Consider the following 24,110-nt stretch of genomic DNA (forward strand, 5'->3'; position numbering starts at 1 on the left):
CCAGATGATCGACGGGGATGGCCCTGACCCACCGACCCTGGGGATCGCGGGTTTGCTCGGCGAAGTCGGCGAAGGCCTCTTGGGTGGGGTTGAGGATGCGGATGTCGGCCTGTCCGGCGGCTACTTGCGCGGCGGCGTAACCCTTACCGAGCGCCCCCAAGTCCCGGCCGTGGGTATAGAGGGGCGTCAATCCCCGGGCGAGGCCATCGCGGATGGCGCCCAGGCTTGCACCATGCAGGGCCCCCGCCCGCACCGCCTCCTGGGCGGCCACCTCCAGTTGCAGGCGGGCCTGGTAGAGCAGGGCCGCCTGGAAGGTGCCGAGCAGGGCGAGGATCAGGGCCGGAGCGGCGATGGCGAACTCCACGGCGCTGGCGCCGGCTTCGGCCGAGTGCGCGGCCGGTTTCTGGGCGGTCCTGTCTTCGGGAAAATCCGCACCCTGCTCTTCGCTGCGGGCGTCTCCGGGTCCGCGGAAAGCGGATATCACCAGTACCGCCTTCCCGGCCGGCGGGACTGCGCGGCTCATCCCGCCGACCGGGTCCGTGGCCGCCGGACCCGCCGCGACGGCCGCGCCTCCCGCCATGCCGGCGCCCCGCCCTCTTTCCTTGCCCATTTGCCCTCCCCATCCTAGCCGGCCTCGGGAGCTTCATGATAATACATTGTATTTCAAATGGTTAGGTAGCAGATAATCACCTAGGTGGGTGTCTTTCCCGCTGTTTTTCCTGGCGAAAATAATCGCTCCGGTGCGGGAATAAATTTTCGGCCGGCGCCGTCCCCGGCGAGCGCACGCAAGCGTCGGCCTCCTTCGCCCGGGGATTCGTCCGTTGCCTCCGGGCCGCCGGCTGCCTTGACAAGATGCCGGTACTCGGCCATGTTTCCCAGTCTCGCGCGAGGGTCTCATGCTCCACTATCCAGACATCAATCCCGTCGGCTTCCAGCTCGGCCCCATCACCATCCACTGGTACGGGCTCCTGGAGATCATCAGCTTCGCCATCGCCACGGTCTGGCTGATCCGCCGGGGGCGCGCCGCCCACTGGGCGTGGAACAAGGAACAGGTGGTCGATCTGGAGTTTTACGTGGCCATCGGCGCCATCTTTGGCGGCCGCATCGGCTATGTGCTCTGGTACAACCTCCCCTATTATCTCGACTACCCCGCCAAGATCCTCGCCATCTGGGATGGCGGCATGTCCTTCCACGGCGGCCTGCTGGGCGTCGTGCTGGCCTGTTGGGCCTATGCCCGGCGGCATCAGCGCGCCTTCCTGCCCACCCTCGATTTCGTTGCCCCGGCAGTCCCCATCGGCCTCGGGCTCGGCCGCCTGGCCAACTTCATCAACGATCAGCTCTTCGGGCGGGTAAGCGATCTGCCTTGGGCCATGGTTTTTCCCGCCGGCGGCCCGCAGCCGCGCCAGCCTTCGCAAATTTATGAATTCCTGCTGGAAGGCGTGCTGCTCTTTCTCATCCTGGCGGTCTACAGCCGCAAGGCGCGGCCGGCGGGCGCCGTGGGGGGGCTCTTCGTCTTCTTTTACGGCTGTTTCCGCTTTCTCGTGGAGTTCACCCGCCAGCCCGACATCCAGCTCGGCTTTGTGCTCGGCCATTTCACCATGGGTCAGATCCTCTCGCTGCCCATGATCGTCATCGGCCCGCTCATCGTCTGGTGGGCCTATCGCGGTGGTTTTGCCCAGGATCCCGCACCCCGCACCGCCGCCACCCAGCACTGAACGGCGGGCCGGCGCCGTGGCTGAACTCAACCCCCAACAGATGGCCGCCGTGCAGCAGGTGCATGGGCCGCTGCTGGTACTCGCCGGCGCCGGCTCGGGCAAGACCCGCGTCATCACCCGAAAGATCGTCCACCTCATTCGCGAGCAGCAGGTGGACGCCCGCCATGTCTGTGCCGTCACCTTTACCAACAAGGCCGCCCGCGAGATGAAGACGCGCGTCGCCGAGGCGCTGCAGGGCGTCCAGACCCGTGGGCTGATGGTCTCCACCTTTCATCACCTCGGCCTGCAGATACTCCGCCAGGAGATCCATCGCCTCGATTATCGCCCGGGCTTCAGTATCCTTGATCATGGCGACAGTCTCACCCTCATCCGCGGCCTCCTGCGTGACAGCCAGGGCGCCGCAGACCTGGCCGAGGCCATTCAGGGGCGCATCTCCCGCTTCAAGAATGACGGCCTGCTGCCCGAGGAAGCCGCCAGCGACGACCGCATCGGTGCCCAGGCAGCAGCCCTCTATCCCGTTTATCAACGCGCCCTCCATGCCTGCAACGCCGTCGATCTGGATGATCTGATCCTTCTCCCCACCCGCCTTTTCCACGCCGACGAGGAGGCCCGCCTGCGCTGGCAGGAACGCATCCGCTATCTGCTGGTGGACGAATATCAGGACAGCAATGGCGCGCAATACCGTCTGATCCGCTGGCTGCTGGGGAACCGCCGCAACCTTACCGCGGTGGGTGATGATGACCAGAGCATCTATTCCTGGCGCGGCGCCGCCGTGGACAATCTGCACCGTCTGGCCCAGGACTTTCCCGATCTCCAGGTCATCAAGCTGGAGCAGAACTACCGCTCCACCGGGCGCATCCTGACGGCCGCCAACGCCCTCATCGCCCACAACCCGCACCTCTTTGAAAAGCGGCTGTGGAGCAGCATGGGCGAAGGCCAGATCCTGCGCGTGCTCTCCTGCGCCGACGAAAGCGATGAGGCCGAACAGGTAGTCAACGCCCTGCTCCGGGACCGTTTCCAGCGGCAGGGCGAGTTTCGCGACTATGCCATCCTCTATCGCAGCAACCACCAGTCGCGGCCCTTTGAAGGGGCCCTGCGTGCCGCCCATGTGCCCTACATCGTCTCCGGCGGCCTGTCCTTTTTCGAGCGCGCGGAGATCAAGGATTATCTTGCCTATCTGCGCCTGCTGGTGAATCCCGATGACGACCCGGCCTTCCTGCGCGCCGTCAACACCCCCCGCCGCGGCGTCGGCAGCGCCACCCTGGAGCGCCTCGGCACCCTCGCCAAGGAACGCAATCTGTCCCTCTTCGCCGCCCTCTGGGAAGAGGACCTGGAGCTGCCCGACAAGGCCCTGGCGGCCCTGCGCGACTTTGGCCAATGGCTCAATGCCAAGGCCGACGAAGTGGCCAAGACCGAACTGATCCCCGCCCTGCGCAGCATCCCCGAGGAGATCGGCTACCTGGAGTATCTGCGTAACGAAGGCGAGGAAAAAGCCGCGGCGCGGCGCTGGGAAAACCTGCAGGAGCTCATCTCCTGGATCGACCGTCTCGCCACCCAGGAAGATGGGCCCCAGACCCTGGCCGAGATCCTCAACCGGCTGATGCTCTTTACCGTCCTGGAACGGGAAGAGGATGATGACCGCGATGTGGTCCGCCTCTCCACCCTCCATGCCGCCAAGGGGCTGGAATTCCCCCAGGTATTCCTGGTGGGAGTGGAAGAGGAACTGCTCCCCCACCGCAACAGCGAAACGCCGGAGCAGATCGAGGAAGAGCGGCGGCTTTTTTATGTGGGCATCACCCGCGCCCGCTTCCAGCTCACCCTGAGCACCGCCCGTAAAAGGCGGCGTTACGGCGAGGACATCGCGCCGGAGCCATCGCGTTTTTTGCAGGAGATACCCAAAGAAGTGATGGACTGGCAGGGGAAGGCGGAGGAGAAGGACATGGACCCGGCCGCAGCCTGCGCCCGCTTGCGCGAGATCCTCGGCGCCGGCGCATGAAAAAGGCGGCCCATGAGCCGCCTTCCCTCCATCGGCCGCCAATCCGGGCGGCTGAAATCTGGTATTTCGTTTACTGCCGAGCCACGCCCATGGCCTTGACCCGCGCCGACAGGCGGCTCTTGGTGCGCGCCGCCAGATTGCGATGGACGATACCCTTGCCCGCGCTCTTGTCGATCACCGACTCCGCCACCTGCAAGGCCGCCCGTGCCTGCACCTGATCGCCGCCGGCCACTGCGTGCAGGACTTTCTTGACAAAGGTGCGCAGCCGCGACCGTTGACCGGCATTGTGCAAGCGCTGTTTTTCGTTTTGGATAACGCGCTTACGCGCCTGTGCATTGTTCGCCACGTTTCACTCCTGAACCTGAGGTAATCCCGTCGGGGAAAATTCTAAACCGCAGATTTTGCGGCTCCAGACCCCGCGTGTCAAGGTGATACGCGCAAAAGATCCATCAACCTAAAAACGGCCGTTGACGGATCTAGAATCGGCCGCCCTCCCGTGGCTGACTGTCCGCAGCCCCTTGCGGCGGGAAAAGATGGACATGCTCAGGGGCCACGTGGACTTGGAGGGATCCGGAGGGGTCGATGATCCCGCCGTCCCTCTGCCGCAGACGCGGCAAGAGCACATCCAGGGACAATGCGCCCCGCAATTTCAGGCGGAGGGCCAGCCCCTCGTCACGCAGATCGGCCACCTGCAGGCACAGGGAATTCTCTCCGCTGGCGTCCACGCCTTGGATCTCCACCTCTTCGGAGCGGATGCCGACGGTGACGGCCATCCCCGGCCGCGCCCAGGGGCGGGGAGCGGTCTGCAGACGCCAGCCGGGGCCGGACACCCATATCCCGGTGCTGGTAGCCGACGCCACCGTGGCCGGGAAGATGTTGCGAAAACCCACCAGCCGCGCCACCGCCCCGTTCGCGGGCTCGGCAAAGACCTCCCGGGGGGTACCCTCCTGGGCGATGGCCCCGCCCGCCAAAACCGCCATGCGGTCGGCCATGGTGGCCAGATGGGGGTCGTGGGTCACGGCCAGGACCGGGATCTGCAGTTGGCGCATCTCGGCAATGAGGTCTTCGAGAATCTCGTCCCGTGTGGCCATATCCAGGGCCGAGGTGGGTTCGTCCAGGAGCAGCAGTTGCGGACGCCGGGCCAGGGCGCGGGCGAGGGCCACCCGCTGGCGCTGGCCGCCCGAGAGGGTGTCCGGGTAGCGGTCCGCCCAGTCCGCCAGCCCCACCCGCGCCAGAAGATCCATGGCCTCCCGGCGACGGCCAGCCCCCGGGACCAAAGGAAAGGCGACATTTTCCCAAGCCCGCAGGTGGGGAAAAAGGCCATAGCCCTGGGGCAGATAGCCGATGGGGCGTTGCTGGACGGGGAGCCCGCCGAAAGGAGTTCCGCTGGCCGGCAGCAGGCCGGCAATGGCCTTGAGCAGGGTGCTCTTCCCCTCTCCCGAGAGTCCGAGCAAGACCGTAAAACCCTCCACCTGCAGGCGCACATCCATGGCGATGGGACGTTCCAGGCGGTAATGGATCTCCATGAGCTAGAACAGTGCCTGCCGACGCGAACGCAGCCCCAGCCACAGGGGCAGAGGCACGGCCACCAGGAAGAAGACCCACAAAAGCGGATAAACGGCACTGAGACCGATGTCCTGCAGGTTCACCCAGAGCTTCACCGGAATGCCCTGGGGGAAATAGGCCACGATCAGGACGATGCCGAATTCACCGAGGGCCCTGACCCAGGCCAGGGCCACACCGGCCGCCAAGCCCAGTTGGGAGAGGGGCAAGCTCACCCGCCAGAAGGTCTGCCAGGGGGTTTTGCCGAGGGTCAGGCTGATCTGCTCCAGTTCCTCCGGCACCCCCTCGAAGGCCGCCCGCGTGGCCACGACAAAATAGGGGAGGGCTCCGTACACCTGCGCCAGAACGAAGGCGGGGGGGCTATTGCTCAGGATCACCCCGTAATGCTGCAGGAAACCGCCCACCGGGGCATAGGGACCGTAAAACGAGCTGAGCAGAATGCCCATGGCCAGAGGAGGAGTAAGCAAAGGCAGGAGCAGCAAGGCGTCCAGCAGCCATTTTCCGCGATAATGATAATGCGCCAGCCACCAGGCCAGGGGAGTTCCCAAGAGCATTACCAAAGCCAGCGACAGCAGGCTATACAGCAGTGAAACCGAAATGGCCGTACCGTCCCCGGGGGCAAAATGCAGATCCCGCCAATGGGTGGCAAAAACCAGGGCGGCGAAGGGGGCCAGCAAAAAGGCCAGCACCGCCCCCCCCAGGAGGGGCGGCAGCCACGCGCGCGGCAAGCGGGCGGGCTGTGCAATGGGGAGTGTCTTCACCAGCGTGGACATCTCATTTCCCGCGCCCTCTGCGATCTTGCCGTCAGATATTCCCGCCCTTGGGCCGGCCGTAGCCGTTTTCCCGGAAGATCCTTTGTCCCTCCGGGCCTTGCAGGAAGCGCACGAAGCCCTGCGCCGCCAGCGGATTCCGCGCATTCTTCAGTACCGCCGCATAGAACACCAGGGGCTGGGTCCGGAGATCGGTCGTCTTGCCATTGGCCAGTGTCAACTGGAAGTGGACCTGGCTGTACCAGTCCTTGATCATGGCCGGATCGCTGAGGTTGATCTGGGCGGGCAGCCTCAGGAATGGCAAGTGATGGGAAATGGCGGCGCTCTCATAGCCCGAGGTGGCATCCAGTTGCCCCGCCTCCAGGCGCGACACCAGAGAAGGCTCGGCAAAGATCTGCTCGGGGTTGATGTAAGCGCCAAAAATCCGTTTCACCAAATCCGCCTGATGGTAGTACTTTTCCGCCAGCAGCATGGTGAAGATGATGTTCTGGCCCTGGGGATCAACGGCGGGGTCGGTGCGGCCAAGGCGCAGGCCGGGCATTTCCAGCACCTGGTACCAGGGCATCCGGCCCGCCGCTGCGGCGGCAAAATCTGCGGCAAAACGGCTCTTGGGACTATAGACGATAACCATCTGGGTGCTCGCCACCGGTACCGCCGCATCGATCATCCCCGCCTTCTGCAAGATTTCGATGGGTCCGGGCGTAATGGAGATGAAGACATCCGCCTGCATTTGCTTGGATTCCAGCAAGCGCGCAAGACCATAGGCCCCCTGGCCGATGCCCTGATATTGCACGTTTTCCTTCTTGGCGAAGGCGGGACCAAGGAAACGGTCCATCACCGGCCCCATGGAACCGGCATAGGCCACGCGCAGGGTCCCATCGGCCTGGGCCGGAGAGGTCACGGCCAAGGCCAGGAATGCGAACAAGGCTAACATCCAATGACGCCCCATCATGATGACCTCCAAAAATATCACAGGTCGTCGAACTATACAGATAGATATTAAGCAAATCAACGACCTAGCGTGGCAAGCGGCCTGGAAAACCGTCGCAAAAATGCTACACTGAATACAATAGATTATGGCAACTTTTCATTCCATTATGGAGGACGTAGGAGCGGCGGACTGCACGCAAACGGCGGGGATTCCGTATCTTCTATAAGCAAAGAGCGTTTCCATGCACTGGACCATTCTCATCAAATCACATCCCGATGCACCGGGGAATCCGGTGCTCAATGCCTTGCGCCTAGCCGCCGCCGCCTTGGCCGACGGCATCCGCGTCAGTCTCTTCCTCAGCGAGGCGGCGATCGAGCTGGCATGGGCGGAGGGTGGCGCCGATGAGAGGCGGCGCGTCCAGCGCGATCTGCTCGCCGAGATCCTGGACCTGGGCGCGGAGATCCATACCTGCGGCCTCAGTCTGACCGAGAGCAAGCCGGTTCGGACCTTGATGCCGGGGATACGGGGTTCCACCATGAAGACGCTGGTACGCCTCATGCAGGAAGCCGATCAGGTCATCACCCTCTGAGATGACGGGCGCCACCTACGCCATCGGCGATCTGCAGGGCTGTTTTACGCCGCTCCTCCGCCTCCTCGACACCGTACGGTTTCGGCCGGGCCGGGATCGCCTCTGGCTGGCGGGGGATCTGGTCAACCGCGGCCCCCAGAGCCTGGAACTCCTGCAACAGGTCTTCCGCTGGCAGGATTCGGTGCAACTCGTCCTCGGCAATCACGATCTCTACGCCCTGGCCCGCTGGGGCAAGATCACCACGGCCAAAAAGAGCGATACCCTTGGACCCCTCCTCGCCCATCGGGAGGTCGGTGAGTGGATGGAGTGGCTGCGCGCCGGCCCCCTGCTCCACAGCGATGCGGAACTGGGCTGGAACATGGTGCACGCCGCCCTCCATCCCGACTGGGACCTGCCCACCGCCAAAGGCCACGCCGAGGCCGTGGAGGACGCCCTGCACGGCAAGCGCTGGCGGCCATTCCTCAAGTCCCTCTGGGCGGAACCCGCCCCCCGGCGCTGGCAGGACTGTCGCAACGAGGGCGAGGCCATGCGCTTTCGGGTGGCTGTCTTCACCCGCGCCCGCCTGGTTACCGCTGCGGGCCTGTTCAACTGGCCCAGCCAGCCCGCGGCCGATGGCCAAGTCTACCTGCCCTGGCATACGCTTTTTCAGGAGCGCCACCCCGCCACCCCGCTCATCTGCGGGCACTGGGCCACCCAGGGCCTATTGGTAAAACCCGGCTTGCTCGCCCTCGACAGCGGTTGCGTCTGGGGCCGGCAGCTCAGCGCCGCCCGCATCGATACGCCCGAGCCCGTACTTCATCAGGTCGATTGCCCCGCCTACGCGCGGCCGGACGGCGTCTGAATCCCGGCTATACTGATGGCAGCGGCCATCTCCCGACGCCGTACCCGACCTTCGACCATGACGAGGCCATCATGCAAGACGCCATCGCTCCCCACTCCGCCGTCACCTACCGCAGCGCCATGCGGGCCGGTTGGCAGACCCTGCGCCAGCACTTCCCCGGCATACTGGGACCCGTCCTCGTCTGGGGGCTGGCCATCCTAGGCGGTTTTCTCGTCCTGGGGATCGCCACGGGGCTCAATCCGGCCAATGCCGAGCTCTGGCGCTTTCCCCTCTATCTCTGGGCAAACGTCCTGATGATGGGCCTCTTGCGCCTCTTCGGCGCCGTCCATGCCGGTCAACCCTGGCGTTGGCAACAGATCTTCTGGGCCCTGCCCCGCGCCGATGCCTGGACCCTCGCCCTGATCCCGGCGGCCCTTTCCGCCCTCTTGGTCGCCCTGTCGGGTTTTCCGCAACCCGGCGCCGCGCCCCTCACCCTGGAGCAGATCCATTGGCCCGACCTGATCGCCATTCTGATCCTTTCCTATCTCGTCACCACGCTCTTCCAATACGCCTTTGCCCGCTATGCCTATTATGAAGATTCCCCCAAGACCGCCATCCGCCATGCGCTGCGGATCTTCGGCGACCGGTTCGCCTGGCTCTGGTTTCCCCTGGTCCTCGCCTTGGCGATAACGCTGCTGCTCTTGACCATATTAATTTTTGTCAGCTTTATTATGGGCTTGGCGATAACGCTCCTGCATGGGTCTCTGGAGGCAGGCGGGGCCAAGGCGGTATTCATGATGACCCTTTCGCTGGCAGTCCTGGCGACCATACTGCCCTGCATTCCGATCCTCTATGGCGCCATCGTCGTAGCGGCGGGAGCCCTGGGGCCCGAAGGGAGCCCCGAACCAACGCCTCGCCCCTGAGCACGGGGCGGAAAAGGGAGGTGCCGACCTGGTCGGCATGCGCTATCCTGTGCAGCCATGCCGACCATTCCCGACCATCAGCGCGCCCTGGCCATACTGCGTCAGACCTTCGGCTACCCGGAGTTCCGGCCGCCCCAGGACGAGGTCATCGGCACGCTGCTGGCGGGGCGGGATGCCCTGGTCCTCATGCCCACGGGCGGTGGCAAGTCGCTGTGCTACCAGATCCCGGCCATCGCCCAGGCGGGCACCGGCGTGGTCATTTCGCCCCTCATCGCCCTCATGGAAGATCAGGTCAACGCCTTGCGGCAAGCGGGGGTGGCGGCCGCAGCCCTGAACTCCGCCCAGCCCATGGCCGCCGGGCGCGGCATTGAGGACAGCCTGCTCGCGGGCGAACTGGACCTTTTATACATTGCCCCGGAACGGCTGCTGCAGGAACGCACCCTAGAGCTCTTGGCGCGCTGCCGCATCAACCTCTTTGCCATTGACGAGGCCCACTGCGTATCCCAGTGGGGCCACGACTTCCGCCCGGAATATCTGCAACTGCGCGTGCTCCATGAGCGCTTCCCGCAGGTGCCGCGCATTGCCCTCACCGCCACCGCCGATCTGCCCACCCGCCAGGAAATCATCCAGCGACTCGGACTGGAGGAGGCGCGCGTCTTCCTGCGCTCCTTTGATCGCCCCAATATTCGCTATCGCATCGATGCCGGCAGCCAGGGCAGCCGCGCGCAGCTCTTGCGCTTCATCCGCGAGAGCCATGACCGGGAGGCGGGGATCGTCTACTGCCTCTCGCGCAAAAAAGTGGAGGAAACGGCACTGTGGCTGCAAGGGGAAGGGATTGACGCCCTCCCCTACCACGCCGGTCTGTCCACCGTGGAACGCAGCCGGAACCAAGGCCGTTTTCAACAGGAGGAAGGCGTGGTCATGGTCGCCACCATTGCCTTTGGCATGGGCATCGACAAACCCAATGTGCGCTTTGTGGCCCACCTCAACCTGCCCAAGAGCGTCGAGGCCTACTATCAGGAAACGGGCCGCGCTGGCCGCGATGGTCTGGCCGCCGATGCATGGATGCACTACGGCCTGCAGGATGTCATCCAGTTGCGGCAGATGATCACCCAGTCCGATGCGGATCCCGCGCGCAAGACCCTGGAAAGTCATAAACTGGATGCCATGCTCGGCCTCTGCGAAAGCACCGGCTGCCGCCGGCAGGCCCTGCTGGCCTACTTCGGGGAGCACTTGGCGGAGCCCTGCGGCAACTGTGACAACTGTCTCCACCCCCCCGCCACCTGGGATGCCAGCACGGCGGCACAAAAGGCCCTATCGGCCATTCATCGTACCGGGCAGCGCTTCGGCGTGCAGTATCTGGTGGATGTTCTGCTGGGCAAGGACGATCCGCGTATCCGCGCTTTTGGTCACGATCGCCTCACTGTGTTCGGTATCGGCGGCGAACTCTCGGCCAATGACTGGCGAGCGCTCTTCCGCCATCTGCTGCTGCGCGGCCTGGTGGACGTGGACCCCGAGGGGCACGGCGGCCTGCGTCTGGCGGCGGCGGCACGGCCCGTCCTGCGCGGCAGCGAAAAGCTGACCCTGCGCCGCAACGAGGCCGTGCCCAAGCGCGCCCGGGAAAAAGGCGCGGCGCCGGCCGTCGCCGCCGGCGATGCCGCCCTTTGGGAAGCCCTGCGCCAGCACCGCCGGCAATTGTCGGCCAGCCAGGGGGTGCCCCCCTATGTCATTTTCCACGACGCCACCCTGCTGGAAATGCTCCGGCGCCGCCCGCAGAGCCTGGCCGACCTCGCCACCATCCCCGGCGTGGGCGAGCGCAAGCTGGAGGCCTATGGGGCATCTTTTTTGCAGGTCCTCCGCGAGCATGGATGAATATCGCGCAGGACTCTGGGACACCCATGCGCCGAACGGCAGTTGGCGGGGGTATTTCTTGCTCCGGCGGTCCTTGCCTGTTGTTCTACGGCTCATCCCGCTGGCAGGCGAAAACTCGCCCTGCGGGCTCAGACAGTTCGCCTGCCGGGCGCGGGCTTTCGCCAAGAACAACGACGGCGCGGGCCGAAGTCGCGGCGAAACACCCCCGCCAACTGCCGCCGTCGGGCTGGTTTCCGAATTTTCCCCCTCTCCAGCCCTTGCCCCTGATCCAGCGATGAGGTCATTATAGGAAGGACTCTAGGGAGCCGCCTTTCATGACCCAGAACAGCTTTGCAGTGACCGTGGAAAACACCCTGAATACCCTGATGGAGCAAGTCGAGGAAGCGGCGCCGGAGGTGGAGGGAGATCTTGTCGACAGCGTCCTCACCCTGCTCCTGCCCGACGACAGCCAGATCATCATCAACCGCCAGGAAGCGGTGCGGCAGATCTGGCTGGCCTGCAGCGATGGGCCGGCGCGTTTCGATCAGGTAGGGGAGGCGTGGCTCGACAGCCAGAGCCATGAACCCCTCAACGCCACCCTTGCGCGCCTGCTCGGAAAACGGCTGGGCCGCTCCATCACGTTGGGCTGAACATGGCCTACTGGTTGATGAAAACCGAACCGAGCGTCTTCTCCCTGGAGGATCTGGCGCAACGCTCCCGGGAGCCTTGGGACGGCATCCGCAACTACCAGGCGCGCAACTTCCTGCGCAGCATGCAGGTGGGTGACGATGTGCTCTTCTATCATTCGCGTTGCCCGATCCCCGGCGTTGTCGGTCTGGCCCGGATTTGCGCCGCCGCCCGGCCGGATCCCACGCAATTCGACCCCACCAGCCACTACTTCGATCCCGCCTCATCCCCGCAGAAGCCGCGCTGGGACCTCGTGGACGTGGCTTATGTGCGCAGCTTCCCCCGGACCATTTCCCTGGACAGTCTCAAGGCCCATCCCGCCTTTCAGGACAGCCCCTTGATCCGCAAAGGCAACCGCCTATCGGTGCTGCCCATCACCCCGGCCCAGTGGGAAGGCATTCTCGCCATGGCGAACGCGTGACGCAGCCCCGTCTCTTCCATCGCTGGTCCTCCGCGGAGGGGATGATGCTGCGCATGGTCCTGGGGGCCAAGGGCATCGCCTATGAAAGCGTGGCTTGCGGGCTGCTGGATCAGGAGAGCGCCTTCGACCTGGGTTATGCCGATCTGCCCGTATTGCTCTGGCCGGACGGGCGGCATCAGCAAGGCGCCGTCAACGACCTTGCGGCCATTGATCAAGGCCACCCCCAACCCGCCCTGCTGCTGGGCCCCATCGCCCCCGGCGAATGGCAGGCGTTCCTTGCCTGGCGAGACAGCCTGACCGCCCTGCGGGAACGGCTCATCGCCCCGGTCCTGCCTGCCTATGCCGAAATCGGCGGCGATGCGGCGGCCACGGAGTTTTTTCGCGGGGAATGCCAGCGACGTTTTGCCGGCTCCATCGAATCCTTGGCCAATGATCGCTATGACGCCTATGGGCAGATGGAACGGCGCGGCCGCCTGCGCGACCTCGCGCGCTTGCTGGGGCGGCAGGGTTTTTATAGCGGCACCCTCTCCCTGGTGGACATCATCCTTACCGCCGACCTCCATCTGCTGCGCCTCCTGGACGGAGTCACGGTTCCCCTGGACTTGCTCTATTATTTTCAACGCGTAGCCACCGCCTGCGGGGTTTCCCTGGAGGACGGCATGGCACATCATCTCTGACTGGAGCCTTCATGACCTACACCGAACTGCTGGACTTTCTCGACCAACACCTCAATTACCCCTTTCTGGAGGACCACAACAGCGCTACGATCCTGGCCGCGGCCCAGGCCGGGCAGGTGGCAGATCCCTTGACCCGGGAGGTGGTATTGGAATTGTTCCGCGCCAACGCCTGTACCTCCGTCTCCGATCCGGTGGAGCGGGCCGCCAGCTTCAATGGGCTGGCATCCTTGCGCCTGCGCAGTCAGTCCGACGACAGCGACCCGCATCTCTTCCGCAAGGTGCTCAAGCTCTCCCAGGAACTGGATAATGCCTTTGATCAGGAGTTGATCCGCCAACGCGGCTGAGGCACAGGGCTGCCGCCCGGACCTAGGTCGTGCGGGTATGCAGCCACCAGGCCAGGAGGGCGAAGGCCCCCAGGGGCGCCAGCGTCGCCACGGCCGGCGGCAATCCACCGGACACGCTGATGTAGCCCGACATGAGATTCAGGAAGTGAAAGGCCAGGCCCACCGTCAGGCCCAGCAGAATGCGCCCCGCCAGCCCGCCACCGCGATGGCTGCGGATGGCAAAAGGCACCGCCAGCAGGATCATCACCAGACCCACAAAGGGATAGGACAAACGCTGCCAGAAGGCCAGGGCAAAGCGATTCATGGTCAGGGCGCTGCCCTGCAGGGCGCGGTAGGCCTGCCACAGGGCCGGCAGGGTCATGGTCCGCGTGCGATGGGAGAAACTCTGCAGGGTGGCGGGCTTCAGGGCCACCTGCCAGGGGCTCTTGGCGGCGCTGCCCGCAATGATGCGCTCGGTGCCGATGCGATAGCTTTGTACCCCCACCAGGGTCCATTGGCCATTGGCGAAACGGGCCTCCCGGGCCGTCATCATGGTATCAATGCCCACCATGGCCGGCTCCACGGTGGCTATGCTGATCCCGCGCAGGCGGCGCCCATCATCGCCCACGGCGGCGATGCGCACGATCTGCCGCCCATCCCGCAGCCACAGGCCCGCCGGGCCGAGATCGTGGAAACCCACCCCCGGCGCGCTGGCATTGGCCCAGATGGCCTCCGCCGCCGGTGCCGTGATGGGTACTACCCATTCCCCCAGGGCAAAGACCAGCAGCGCCCCCAAGACCCCCACCGCCAGGAGCGGGCGCTCCAGGCGCGTCACGGACCAGCCCGACATGCGCAGGGCGATGAGTTCGGAGTGGCTGGTGAGGCTGGTCAACCATGCCAGCGCCCCCAGCAGCAGCGCCAGGGGGATCACGTCATAGGCGACTTGCGGCATTTGCAGGCTCACATAAAGCAAAAGCTGCTGCATGGACCAGGGCCCATGCCCGGGCCCTGACGCCTTGGCAATGACTTGCGCAAAAAAGATCAAGGCCACGAGCAGCAGCAGCAGCAAGGCACTGTAACTGAGCATGCCGCGGAAAAGGAGCCGGTCACCGCGCGTGATCATGGCCTGTTTCCCCTCTGGATCATCGGCCGCTCCGACGCAGGCTGGGCAAGAGGGGCAAATCGCGTGCGCGGCGCGCAAACCCATAGACAGCGATGATCAGCAAGAGGAGGAGCACCAGCAAAAAACCGGGAAACAGGGCCATCATTCCGCTTTCCATGCGCTCCTTGACGAAGATCAGCAGGTTGTTGATCAGCAGCAGGAAGAGAATACCCAGCAGGAGTCCCGCCGCCCGCCCGCCCCCGCGCGGCTCGGTATAGGCCAGGGGAATGGCCAGCAAGGCCAGCAAGGGCAGCGCCAGCGGCCAGACGAGGCGCCACTCCAGCTCGGTGACGGCATAACGGGCATCGGGACCAGCGCGATTCCGCCAGAGCTGCGCCAGGGAGGCACTGCCCCAATCCACGCCGCCCGTACGCGCCCCCGGCTGTTCCTGGGCACCCAGGCTCACCCGATAGCGGGAAAAGGCCAGCACCTTGAAGCCCGCCTGCCCGGGTTCGCCCAGATAGCGCTGGCCGTTCACCAGCACCAGGGTCAGGCCGCCGCCGGCCTCGGGCTTGACCTCGCCATAGGCGGCCGTAGCCAGATCCTGACCGCCCGGTGCCGTGGACGCCACGAAGATCTCCTGAAAGCGATGGGCGCCCGAGGTGATCGCCTTGCCCACATAAATCACCCGGCCGCTGGGCAGGACGGTAAAAGTGCCGGGTTGCAGGAGGGCCTCGGCGGCGGCGTTGGCCAGACGGCTGGATTCCTCCTGGAGGTGGCGCTGGGCCGCCGGCGCCCACCACAGGGCCAGCAGCAGCTCCAGAATGATCACCGGGATGGCGATCCAGGCCAGGGGCCACAGCAACGCGGTCAAACCCTGGCCCGCACCGCGAATGGCCACCATCTCGTTGCTGCGATACAGCCGGTTGAAGGTCAGATAGACGCCGAAAAAGAAGGCCAGTGGCAAGACCGTCACCAGCAGGGTGGGCACCGCCAGACCCAAAAATTGCAGCACGACGGACAAGGGCAACTGACCAGCCGCCACCTGATTGAGAAATTGCGCCAATTGACCGATGGCCAGCAATCCCAGCACCACAGCGCAGGTGACCAGCAGGAAAAAGAGCGTATCCCGGCTCAATTGGCGATGGATGCGCGTCATCGCCATGCCCTGAACCGTGTCATTGCACTTGATTCCTTGCACCCCTGGGGCTTATTTTCTATAGGCTCAGACATTGTCCCTTCCGTTGGTACAAGATTATCAGGAGAAGCGCCGTGGAGATAGCCGTCAAGCCCAGCAACCCCGTCACTGAAGCCGGCGCCTGCATCGTGGTCGGGGTTTTTGAGGACCAGCAGTTGACCCCTGCGGCGGCGGCGCTGGATAGCGCCAGCCAGGGCTTCATCAGCGCCGTCCTCCAACAAGGAGACCTGCAGGGTCAGGTGGGCCAGACCCTCCTTCTTTATCGCGTCCCCCGGATCAAGGCCGAGCGGGTCTTGCTGGTGGGGCTGGGCAAGGTCAGGAAATGCACGGAAACGGGTTTCCAGAAGGCCGCCGCTGCGGCCGCCCATGCCCTGCAGGAGGCCCACGTCGGCGCGGCGGTTTTTTACCTGGCCGACACCCCAGTCAGCGGCCGCGACCCGGTCTGGACCACCCAGATCCTGGCCCGCAGCATTGCCGAGAGCGGCTACCGTTTCGACAAATACCGCACCCCGCCGGAAAAGCCCGCCGGCGAACTCGGCCTGGCCCATATCGCCCTGCCCGAGGGCATGGAAGAGGCAACGCTCCAGCAGGCCGTGACCCGGGCCCAGGCCATCGCCCGCGCCTCGGCCTGGGCCCGGGACATGGCCAACGAGCCGGGCAATGTCTGCACCCCGAGCTGGCTCGCCGATCAGGCCAGCGCCATGGCCCATCGCCTGGGCATCCAGGCCAGCATCCTCGGACCGGAGGAAATGGAAGTCCTGGGCATGCGCCTGCTGCTCGGGGTGGCCAGCGGCTCCAGCCAACCCCCCCGCCTCATCGTCCTCGAATATCACGGCGCCCCCAGCGGTCAAGCACCCATCGTCCTGGTGGGCAAAGGGCTCACCTTTGATGCCGGCGGCATTTCCCTCAAGCCCGGCGACAAGATGGACGAGATGAAATACGACATGTGCGGCGGGGCTTCGGTCCTCGCCGCCATCCAGGCGGCGGCGGAGCTCAAGCTGCCCATCAACGTGGTGGCCGTGGTGCCCGCCTCGGAGAATCTCCCCGACGGCAAGGCCAACAAGCCCGGCGACATCCAGAAGAGCATGAACGGTCTGACCGTCGAGATCCTCAATACCGACGCCGAAGGCCGCCTCATCCTTGCCGACGCCCTGACCTATGTGGAGCGCTTCAAGCCCGACGTGGTCATCGACGTGGCGACCCTCACGGGGGCCTGCGTCATCGCCCTCGGCCACCACGCGGCCGGGCTGCTGGGCAACAACCAGCGCCTCATCCACGATCTGCTGGCCGCCGGCAAGGAAGGCCTCGATCGCGCCTGGGAAATGCCCCTCTGGGAGGAATACCAGGAGCAGCTCAAGAGCCCTTTCGCGGACCTCGGCAATATCGGCGGGCGTCCGGCGGGGACCATTACGGCGGCCTGTTTCCTCTCCCGCTTTGCCGAGAACTACCATTGGGCGCATCTGGACATCGCCGGCGTTGCCTGGAAAAGCGGCGAGAAAAAAGGCGCCACCGGCCGGCCGGTGCCCTTGCTGGTGAACTATCTGCTGCATCGCGCAGCGCAGCAGCAGGGGTAGGAATCCCTTGCCCATCGCGTCCTTTTACGAACTGCCGGCCACCCTGCTCACCCCCGTCGAACAGCGCCGCAGCGTCTGCCGGGTCATTGCCAAGGCCTGGCAAGTGTTGGGAGAAGTGGATATCCTCTGTGCCGATCAGGAAACGGCACAGGCCATGGATGACCTGCTCTGGACCTTCCAGGGGGGCGCCTTCATCCCCCATGGCATCGGCGCGGACGAGCCCGTGCGCATCCATCTGGACTGCGCCAGCATGCCCCGGTCCGTAAAGGCCCTGGCCCTGTGCATAGAAGTATTGCCCGCAACCTTACCGCCCTGCGAGCGTCTGCTGGACTTCATACCGGCTGACCCCCAAGCCAAGGCCGCCGCCCGCGAGCGCTACCGGCTGTGCAAGAGCGCAGGATTCACGATGCAAGTGCATCCGTTGGAACTTTGAACTGGAGACTCCATGGCCCAGGACCGCAGTCGCAAAGAACCCATACTCGAAGCATCGAGTTCCGGCATGGCCCAGCCCTTGCTGCTCACCAAACTGCTCCGCGAGGGCTTGCCGCCGCCGCTGTGGCGCGATCTGGACGAGCACGGCACGGCCATCCATCCCCGCGGTGCCGGCGGGGAAGAGGGTAGCGCCCATACCCTCGGCCGATCCGATCCGATCCTCTCTTCCGAACCCGGAGGGGCGGCCCTGGCCGCAGAGGCCGTTCCCGCGCAGAGTAGCGCAAGGGCTGCCGATGAGGCAGGGGCTGCAGGGCCCACCGCCGAAACCGTAACGGCCAAGGCAGCGCCGGCCGTCCGCTATCAGCAGACCGACGCCCACTGGCTGAATCGGAAGGGCCCGAGCGTCACCCTGCAGCCCCAGGACGACGGGCAGGCTACGGCGGCGCCCATGCAGGAATCCATCGACGCAGAGATCCGGGAAGCGGCGCCGTCCGAAGCGCCAGCGCCCGCCGATGAAGGCGCAGCGCCCTTGCCCGGCCCCGACTGGGATTTCCTCAAAAACTTCGAAGGCCTGCTCTTTCAGGAGGTGGAACGCCGGGTTGCCGCCGAACTGGAAGAGCGCGTCACCCAGCACTTGCAGACGGCGTGGAAGGAGCAAGTCAGCCTCGCGGTCATGCGTACTCTGGCTATGGAAGGGATCAAACTGCGCGAAGGCATCGCCGCCGACCTGCGCCAGGCCCTGCCCGACATCCTGCAGCGCGTGCTCCGCGAAGGTCTGGACCAGGTGCTTCCCCCCGCTTCCGACCCTAGCGAGCCCTGAAGCCCCATGACCGACACCCTGGATCGCCCCTTCGCCCCCGCCGAGATAGAAACCCGCTGGTACGCCCGCTGGGAAGAGCGCGGTTATTTCGCCCCTTGCGGCAACGGCGCGCCCTACTGCATCATGCTGCCGCCCCCCAATGTCACCGGCACCCTGCACATGGGGCACGCCTTTCAGGATACCCTCATGGATATCCTCAGCCGTTATCACCGCATGCGCGGCGAACAGGTGCTCTGGCAGCCGGGCACCGATCACGCCGGCATCGCCACGCAGATGCTGGTGGAACGGCAGCTCGTGCAGGAAGGGGGCAGCCGTCAGGCCTTGGGGCGCAGCGCCTTTCTCCAACGGGTCTGGGAGTGGCGGCAGCAGTCCGGCGACACCATCGTCCGCCAGATGCGCCGCCTCGGGGCCTCCTGCGACTGGTCGCGGGAACGCTTCACCCTGGACAGCGGCCTCTCCCACGCCGTCACCGAGGTCTTCGTCCGTCTCCATGAAGAGGGCCTGATCTACCGTGGCAAACGCCTGGTCAACTGGGATCCGGTCCTGCGCACGGCCGTTTCCGATCTGGAAGTGCTGAGCAGCGAGGAGGACGGCTTCCTCTGGCATATCCGTTATCCCCTGAGCGACGGCTCCGGCCATCTGGTGGTGGCCACCACCCGCCCGGAAACCCTCCTGGGGGACGCGGCCGTGGCGGTGCACCCCGAAGACCCGCGCTACCGGCACCTCATCGGCAAGACCCTGCGCCTGCCCCTGATGGAGCGCGAGATCCCCATCATCGGCGATGAATATGTGGACCCGGAATTCGGCTCCGGCTGCGTCAAGATCACCCCCGCCCACGATTTCAACGACTATCAGGTGGGCCAGCGCCACGGCTTGCCGCTGATCAACATCTTCACCCCCGGGGCCGGAATTCGCGAGGAAGCGGAAATCACCGGCCCCGCAGTGGCCCTGCCGGCCATCCGGATCCCCGCAGAACTGCGCGGGCTCGACCGCTACCAGGCCCGCCAGCAGATCGTCGTCGCGCTGCAGGCCCAAGGGCTCCTGGAAAAGATCGCGCCGCACAAGCTCATGGTCCCTCGCGGCGACCGCTCCGGGGCGGTCATCGAGCCCTTTCTCACCGACCAGTGGTATGTGCGCGTCGCGCCCCTGGCCGAGCCGGCCATCCGCGCGGTGGAAGAGGGCCGCATCCGCTTTGTCCCGGAAAACTGGAGCAAGACCTATTTCGACTGGATGGGCCGCATCGAAGACTGGTGCATCTCCCGCCAGCTCTGGTGGGGGCATCAGATCCCCGCCTGGTACGGACCCGACGGCCGGATCTTTGTCGCCCGCCACGAAGAAGAAGCGCAGGCCGAGGCGGCCCGCCACTACGGCATGCCGGTGCCCCTGGAGCGCGATCCGGACGTCCTCGACACCTGGTTCAGCTCCGCCCTCTGGCCCTTCACCACCCTCGGCTGGCCGGAAAAGACCGCGGACCTCGCCACTTTCTACCCCACCAGCGTGCTGGTCACGGGTTTCGACATCATCTTCTTCTGGGTAGCGCGGATGATCATGATGGGTCTGCGCTTCCTGGACGATGTGCCCTTCCACGAGGTCTATGTCCACGGCCTGGTGCGCGACAGCGAAGGGCAGAAGATGAGCAAGTCCAAGGGCAACGTCCTCGATCCCCTGGACCTCATCGACGGCATCACCCTCGATGCCCTCGTCGCCAAACGCACCCAGGGACTCATGCAGCCGCAGATGGCCGGCAAGATCGAAAAGGCCACGCGCAAGGAGTTCCCCGAGGGCATCCCCGCCTTCGGCACCGATGCCCTGCGCTTCACCTTCACCGCCCTGGCCACCCAGGGGCGGGACATCAAGTTCGACCTCAAGCGGGTGGAAGGCAATCGCAACTTCTGCAACAAACTGTGGAACGCCTCCCGCTATGCCCTCATGCAGGTGCAGGCGGTGGCCGACCTCGAAGGCGACAGCGTACTCCTCGCCCCAGACCGCTGGATCATCGGCCGCCTGCAGGAGACCGAGGCCGCCGTGGCCGAGGCCTTTGCGCAGTATCGCTTCAGTGACGCCGCCCAGGCCCTTTATCAATTCTTCTGGAACGACTACTGCGACTGGTACATCGAGTTGAGCAAACCGGTCCTGCGGGGTGAAGGCGCTTTTGGTGCCGCGGAGCAGCGCGGCGCCCGCAATACCCTCCTCAAGGTCCTGGAGGCGGGCCTGCGCCTGCTCCACCCGGTCATGCCCTTCCTGACCGAAGAACTCTGGCAGCGGGTAGCCCCGGTCATTGGCAAGGGCGGCGAGAGTATCAGCCTCGCCCCCTATCCCCGGGCCGACCTGACCCGCGTCGACAGCGCCGCCGATGGCGACGTGCAATGGCTCATTCACGTCATCCGCGCCCTGCGCTCGGTGCGCGGCGAAATGGACATCCCCCTCGCGCGCCCCCTGCCCGTTCTCCTCCAGGGCGGCACGGCCCAGGACCGGGAGCGCGTGCAACGCCTCCGCCCCTGGCTGCACAGCCTCGCCCGCACCGCCAGCCTCGACTGGCTGGACGCCGATGCCGCGCCGCCGCCCGCCGCCCTGCAACTGGTGGACGAACTGAAAATCCTCGTGCCCCTGGCGGGGGTCATCGACGTGGCCGCCGAGCAGGCCCGCATCGCCAAAGAGATCGCCCGCGTGGCGCAGGATCTGGAAAAGGCCCAGAGCAAGCTGGCGCAACCGGACTTTCGCAACCGCGCCCCGGCCGCCGTCGTCGAGCGCGAACTGGCCCGCGTCGAGGAACTGGGCGCCGCCCTGGAGGAGCTGAAAAACCAGCAGCAACGCCTCGACGCCCTGTAATGACCGCGCCCGCGCCGAAGGGGGTGGCCCCCTACCCGCTGGAACCCCTCTTCGGACGGATACTGACGCCCTTTGAGCAATTCCTCCAGCGGGCCACGGCGGGGGGCATCGTCCTCATGGCCGCCACGATCCTTACCCTGCTCCTCAGCAACTCGCCCTGGTCCGCCGCCTTTGCCCGCTTCTGGGATATCCATCTCCATCTGGGTCTGGGCCGATGGCAGATGGATCACACCCTGCACCATTGGGTCAACGATGGCCTCATGGCCCTGTTTTTCTTTCTGGTCGGGCTGGAGCTCAAGCGCGAACTCCTGGCCGGCGAACTGGCATCGCCCCGGGACGCGGCCCTGCCGGTGATCGCCGCGCTCGGCGGCATGCTCGCCCCGGCCGCCCTATTCCACCTGTTCAACCCCGCCGGCCCCGCCGCCGCGGGCTGGGGCATACCCATGGCCACGGATATCGCCTTTGCCATCGGCATCCTCGTGCTCCTCGCCTGGCGCATACCGCGCAACCTGATCCTCTTCCTCACCGCCCTGGCCATTGCCGACGACCTCGGCGCCGTTCTCGTCATCGCCATTTTTTACACGCAAAGCCTGCATCTCGGCGCCATGCTCATCGCCGCTGGGCTCTTTGCCCTGCTGATCCTCCTCAATCAGGGCGGTGTCCGCCATTCCCTGCCCTATCTGCTCCTCGGCCTCCCCCTCTGGTACTTCGTCATGGCCTCGGGCATCCACGCTACGGTGGCGGGCATCCTGCTCGCCTTCACCATCCCCGCGCGCCCCGCCGTCAGCCCGGCGCAATTCGATGCCCGGCTGAGCGAACTGCAGCAACATTTTCACGCCCGCGCCACCCTTCCGGATGCCGCGGACAACTCCCTCGGCGATCCCAAAATGGCGGCCGTTGCCAGCAATCTCAGCGCTGCGGCCAATACGGTCCTGGCCCCGCAGCAGCGCTTGGAACAGGCCCTCAGCCCCTGGGTCACCTTTGCCATCCTCCCCATCTTCGCCATGGCCAACGCCCGTATCGACTTCGCCACGGTATCCCTCGGCATGCTCTTCAGCCCGGTGACCCTGGGCACCTGCGTCGGCCTCGTCCTCGGCAAATTCCTGGGCATCAGCGCGGCCAGTTGGCTCGCCGTCCGCCTCCGGCTTGCCCGCCTACCCCATGGGGTGGGCTGGCGGCACATCCTCGGAGCCGCCTGGCTGGGAGGCATCGGCTTCACCATGTCGCTGTTCATCAGCCAACTGGCCTTTTCCTCCGCCACCTTGCAAGAGGCAGCCAAACTCGGCATCCTCATCGCTTCCCTGATCGCTGGTATAATAGGCCTGACCTGGCTCTATCTCGCCGGCCGCCAAAGGAGTCCCGCATGATCCCCGCCGATCTGAGCGAATGCGTCGCCCGCGCCCTGGCCGAAGATATCGGCAGCGGCGACCTCACCGCTGCCCTCATCCCGCCGCAGCAAAGCCTGCGCGCCGACATCATCACCCGCGAGGCGGGCATCTGCTGCGGCCAGCCCTATGCCGAGGCGGTCTTCGCCCAACTCTCCCCCGCCGTCCGCATGGACTGGCAGGTGAACGAGGGCCACAGCCTCGCCCCCGGCCAGCACCTCTGCACCATCTCCGGCCCGGCCCGGGCCATGCTGAGCGGCGAACGCTGCGCGCTGAACTTCCTGCAAACCCTCTCCGGCGTTGCGACCACCGTCAGCGCCCATTGCCACGCCCTGCAAGGCACCGCCACCCGTCTCCTCGACACCCGCAAGACCATCCCCGGCCTGCGCCTGGCGCAGAAATATGCCGTCCGGCTCGCCGGCGGCATGAACCACCGTTTGGGCCTCTACGACGGTATTCTCATCAAGGAAAACCACATCGCCGCCTGCGGCAGCATCACCGCGGCCCTGAGCGCCGCCCGCGCGCTGGCCCCGCGCCTCACCCGCATCGAGGTGGAGGTGGAAGACCTGCTGCAGCTCGAAGAGGCCATTGCCGGCGCGGCGGACATGATCCTGCTGGACAATTTTTCCATCGACCTGCTGGCGCAAGCGGTACGCCGGGTGGGCGGGGCCATCCCCCTGGAGGCCTCCGGCAACATCGGCCTGGACAATATCCGCGAGATTGCCCTTACGGGGGTGGACTACATCTCCGTGGGCGCCCTTACCCGCAATGTGCGGAGCCTGGATTTGTCTTTGCGCTTTATCTGACGATGTCCTGGCACACATGGATGGTTCGCCAGCCTCTGTCCTAGCCATGGCGCACGCGCAACACCACTGGCAATGGCACGCCCCCCGCTGGGAAAAGGCCGGTTACTCTGTTTTTCGCGCCGTGTTGGCGCTTCTATACGCCGGTTTACGATGTGATGGCATCGTAGTACCTTTGGTACAAGGCATGCAGCGACCTGTCGCTTCCCGGCCAGCAAAGGCCCGCTAAAGGACGCGCCCGATTTAGACCGCCTAAAGAGGAGCATGGACATGATAGTCCCTGACGATGCGCCCTTATCCCAAAGTGGTGGGTTGTTAGGCGGCCTGGGTGCCGCTGGCGGTTGGCGCCTAAATTACGTTCGCGGGCGCTGTGCGCCCGCGAACGAGGCGCGAGTGGTACGAACATCGGGGCGGCAAGCGGACACCGCTACGCGGGTGCCGCACAACTCGCACCTCGTTAGCCTGCTAGGATCTGTACGGAATAGCGCCCCGAACTAGGAGAATCGTATGACCAATATCGGCCAGTCAAATAAACCAAGACGGACAGTTGTCGCACCACAGCCCGTGACAACCAGCCAGTTGCCGCCGAATCGTGTTCTCAGCGTCGAATTAGATGAGGACGAGGAAGTAACTTGGACATGGTCTGTGCTCCCAAGCGGCGAACAGTACATCAGCGGTTACTCCATTGTGAAGAAATCGCA

24 protein-coding genes are annotated in these 24,110 nt (G+C 65.4%); 17 read left to right on the top strand and 7 right to left on the bottom strand.

Annotated features, from left to right (window positions below):
• Positions 1-610 (bottom strand): TadE/TadG family type IV pilus assembly protein (locus ACP5MM_RS08000; protein ID WP_427934379.1); only part of this gene is annotated, 610 nt, incomplete at its 3' end.
• Between the two features lie 286 nt (positions 611-896).
• On the opposite strand from ACP5MM_RS08000, the gene lgt reads away from it, so the two are divergent.
• On the top strand, positions 897-1,715 hold the full coding sequence (gene lgt / locus ACP5MM_RS08005) for a prolipoprotein diacylglyceryl transferase (protein ID WP_427933475.1): 819 nt from the start codon (positions 897-899) through the stop codon (positions 1,713-1,715).
• A 16-nt stretch (positions 1,716-1,731) separates the two neighbouring features.
• Entirely contained in the window at positions 1,732-3,711 is a 1,980-nt protein-coding gene (locus ACP5MM_RS08010) for a UvrD-helicase domain-containing protein (protein WP_427934380.1), read from the top strand.
• 70 nt (positions 3,712-3,781) lie between these two features.
• Here ACP5MM_RS08010 and rpsT read toward each other — a convergent pair whose 3' ends face one another.
• From rpsT to ACP5MM_RS08030, 4 genes are all read right to left on the bottom strand, one after another.
• Entirely contained in the window at positions 3,782-4,057 is a 276-nt protein-coding gene (gene rpsT / locus ACP5MM_RS08015; protein WP_427933472.1) for a 30S ribosomal protein S20, read from the bottom strand.
• Between the two features lie 130 nt (positions 4,058-4,187).
• Complete coding sequence (locus tag ACP5MM_RS08020) at positions 4,188-5,237, bottom strand: ABC transporter ATP-binding protein (RefSeq protein WP_427934381.1); 1,050 nt, start codon at positions 5,235-5,237, stop codon at positions 4,188-4,190.
• 3 nt (positions 5,238-5,240) lie between these two features.
• Positions 5,241-6,047, bottom strand: coding sequence for a molybdate ABC transporter permease subunit (locus ACP5MM_RS08025; RefSeq protein ID WP_427932554.1), 807 nt, complete (start codon positions 6,045-6,047; stop codon positions 5,241-5,243).
• A gap of 31 nt (positions 6,048-6,078) precedes the next feature.
• A complete protein-coding gene (locus tag ACP5MM_RS08030; RefSeq protein WP_427932556.1) occupies positions 6,079-6,978 on the bottom strand; it encodes an extracellular solute-binding protein in 900 nt (299 codons plus the stop codon).
• 238 nt (positions 6,979-7,216) lie between these two features.
• Here ACP5MM_RS08030 and ACP5MM_RS08035 point away from each other — a divergent pair, with 238 nt between their 5' ends.
• From ACP5MM_RS08035 to ACP5MM_RS08070, 8 genes are all read left to right on the top strand, one after another.
• Positions 7,217-7,564: a DsrE family protein gene (locus tag ACP5MM_RS08035; RefSeq protein WP_427932558.1), complete on the top strand. Its 348-nt coding sequence runs from the start codon at positions 7,217-7,219 to the stop codon at positions 7,562-7,564.
• Between the two features lies 1 nt (position 7,565).
• On the top strand, positions 7,566-8,405 hold the full coding sequence (locus ACP5MM_RS08040; protein WP_427932559.1) for a symmetrical bis(5'-nucleosyl)-tetraphosphatase: 840 nt from the start codon (positions 7,566-7,568) through the stop codon (positions 8,403-8,405).
• The gene (locus tag ACP5MM_RS08045) at positions 8,372-9,307 is read left to right on the top strand and encodes a hypothetical protein (RefSeq protein ID WP_427934382.1); all 936 of its coding nucleotides are present in this window, start codon (positions 8,372-8,374) and stop codon (positions 9,305-9,307) included. Before ACP5MM_RS08040 ends, ACP5MM_RS08045 begins: the two co-directional genes overlap by 34 nt.
• 57 nt (positions 9,308-9,364) lie before the next feature.
• Positions 9,365-11,179 carry a DNA helicase RecQ gene (gene recQ, locus ACP5MM_RS08050; RefSeq protein ID WP_427932563.1) on the top strand — a complete coding sequence of 605 codons (1,815 nt, stop codon included), beginning with the start codon at positions 9,365-9,367 and terminating at the stop codon, positions 11,177-11,179.
• 314 nt (positions 11,180-11,493) lie between these two features.
• A complete protein-coding gene (gene cyaY, locus ACP5MM_RS08055; protein ID WP_427932565.1) occupies positions 11,494-11,808 on the top strand; it encodes an iron donor protein CyaY in 315 nt (104 codons plus the stop codon).
• Between the two features lie 17 nt (positions 11,809-11,825).
• Positions 11,826-12,266, top strand: coding sequence for an EVE domain-containing protein (locus ACP5MM_RS08060; protein WP_427932567.1), 441 nt, complete (start codon positions 11,826-11,828; stop codon positions 12,264-12,266).
• Complete coding sequence (locus ACP5MM_RS08065) at positions 12,263-12,943, top strand: glutathione S-transferase (protein WP_427932569.1); 681 nt, start codon at positions 12,263-12,265, stop codon at positions 12,941-12,943. Before ACP5MM_RS08060 ends, ACP5MM_RS08065 begins: the two co-directional genes overlap by 4 nt.
• Positions 12,944-12,954: 11 nt before the next feature.
• Positions 12,955-13,287, top strand: coding sequence for a hypothetical protein (locus ACP5MM_RS08070; protein WP_427932570.1), 333 nt, complete (start codon positions 12,955-12,957; stop codon positions 13,285-13,287).
• Positions 13,288-13,309: 22 nt separating this feature from the next.
• On the opposite strand, the gene lptG is transcribed toward ACP5MM_RS08070, so the two are convergent.
• Together lptG and lptF are read right to left on the bottom strand one after the other, a co-directional pair.
• Positions 13,310-14,389, bottom strand: coding sequence for an LPS export ABC transporter permease LptG (gene lptG, locus ACP5MM_RS08075; protein WP_427932572.1), 1,080 nt, complete (start codon positions 14,387-14,389; stop codon positions 13,310-13,312).
• Between the two features lie 19 nt (positions 14,390-14,408).
• Positions 14,409-15,533, bottom strand: coding sequence for an LPS export ABC transporter permease LptF (gene lptF, locus ACP5MM_RS08080; protein ID WP_427932573.1), 1,125 nt, complete (start codon positions 15,531-15,533; stop codon positions 14,409-14,411).
• A gap of 107 nt (positions 15,534-15,640) precedes the next feature.
• Here lptF and ACP5MM_RS08085 point away from each other — a divergent pair, with 107 nt between their 5' ends.
• From ACP5MM_RS08085 to ACP5MM_RS08115, 7 genes are all read left to right on the top strand, one after another.
• Positions 15,641-17,140 (top strand): leucyl aminopeptidase, encoded by a 1,500-nt coding sequence (locus ACP5MM_RS08085; protein WP_427932575.1) that lies wholly within the window; start codon positions 15,641-15,643, stop codon positions 17,138-17,140.
• 7 nt (positions 17,141-17,147) lie between these two features.
• A complete protein-coding gene (locus ACP5MM_RS08090) occupies positions 17,148-17,573 on the top strand; it encodes a DNA polymerase III subunit chi (RefSeq protein WP_427932576.1) in 426 nt (141 codons plus the stop codon).
• A 12-nt stretch (positions 17,574-17,585) separates the two neighbouring features.
• Positions 17,586-18,392 carry a hypothetical protein gene (locus tag ACP5MM_RS08095; RefSeq protein WP_427932578.1) on the top strand — a complete coding sequence of 269 codons (807 nt, stop codon included), beginning with the start codon at positions 17,586-17,588 and terminating at the stop codon, positions 18,390-18,392.
• A 6-nt stretch (positions 18,393-18,398) separates the two neighbouring features.
• Complete coding sequence (locus tag ACP5MM_RS08100; RefSeq protein WP_427934383.1) at positions 18,399-21,221, top strand: valine--tRNA ligase; 2,823 nt, start codon at positions 18,399-18,401, stop codon at positions 21,219-21,221.
• Complete coding sequence (nhaA, locus tag ACP5MM_RS08105) at positions 21,221-22,588, top strand: Na+/H+ antiporter NhaA (RefSeq protein ID WP_427934384.1); 1,368 nt, start codon at positions 21,221-21,223, stop codon at positions 22,586-22,588. Before ACP5MM_RS08100 ends, nhaA begins: the two co-directional genes overlap by 1 nt.
• Entirely contained in the window at positions 22,585-23,412 is an 828-nt protein-coding gene (gene nadC / locus ACP5MM_RS08110; RefSeq protein WP_427932584.1) for a carboxylating nicotinate-nucleotide diphosphorylase, read from the top strand. Before nhaA ends, nadC begins: the two co-directional genes overlap by 4 nt.
• 504 nt (positions 23,413-23,916) lie before the next feature.
• A partial coding sequence (locus ACP5MM_RS08115; protein WP_427934385.1) for a hypothetical protein occupies positions 23,917-24,110 on the top strand: 194 nt, incomplete at its 3' end.

Source organism: Acidithiobacillus sp. (genome assembly GCF_049965315.1).
Taxonomy (GTDB): Bacteria; Pseudomonadota; Gammaproteobacteria; order Acidithiobacillales; family Acidithiobacillaceae; genus Acidithiobacillus_B.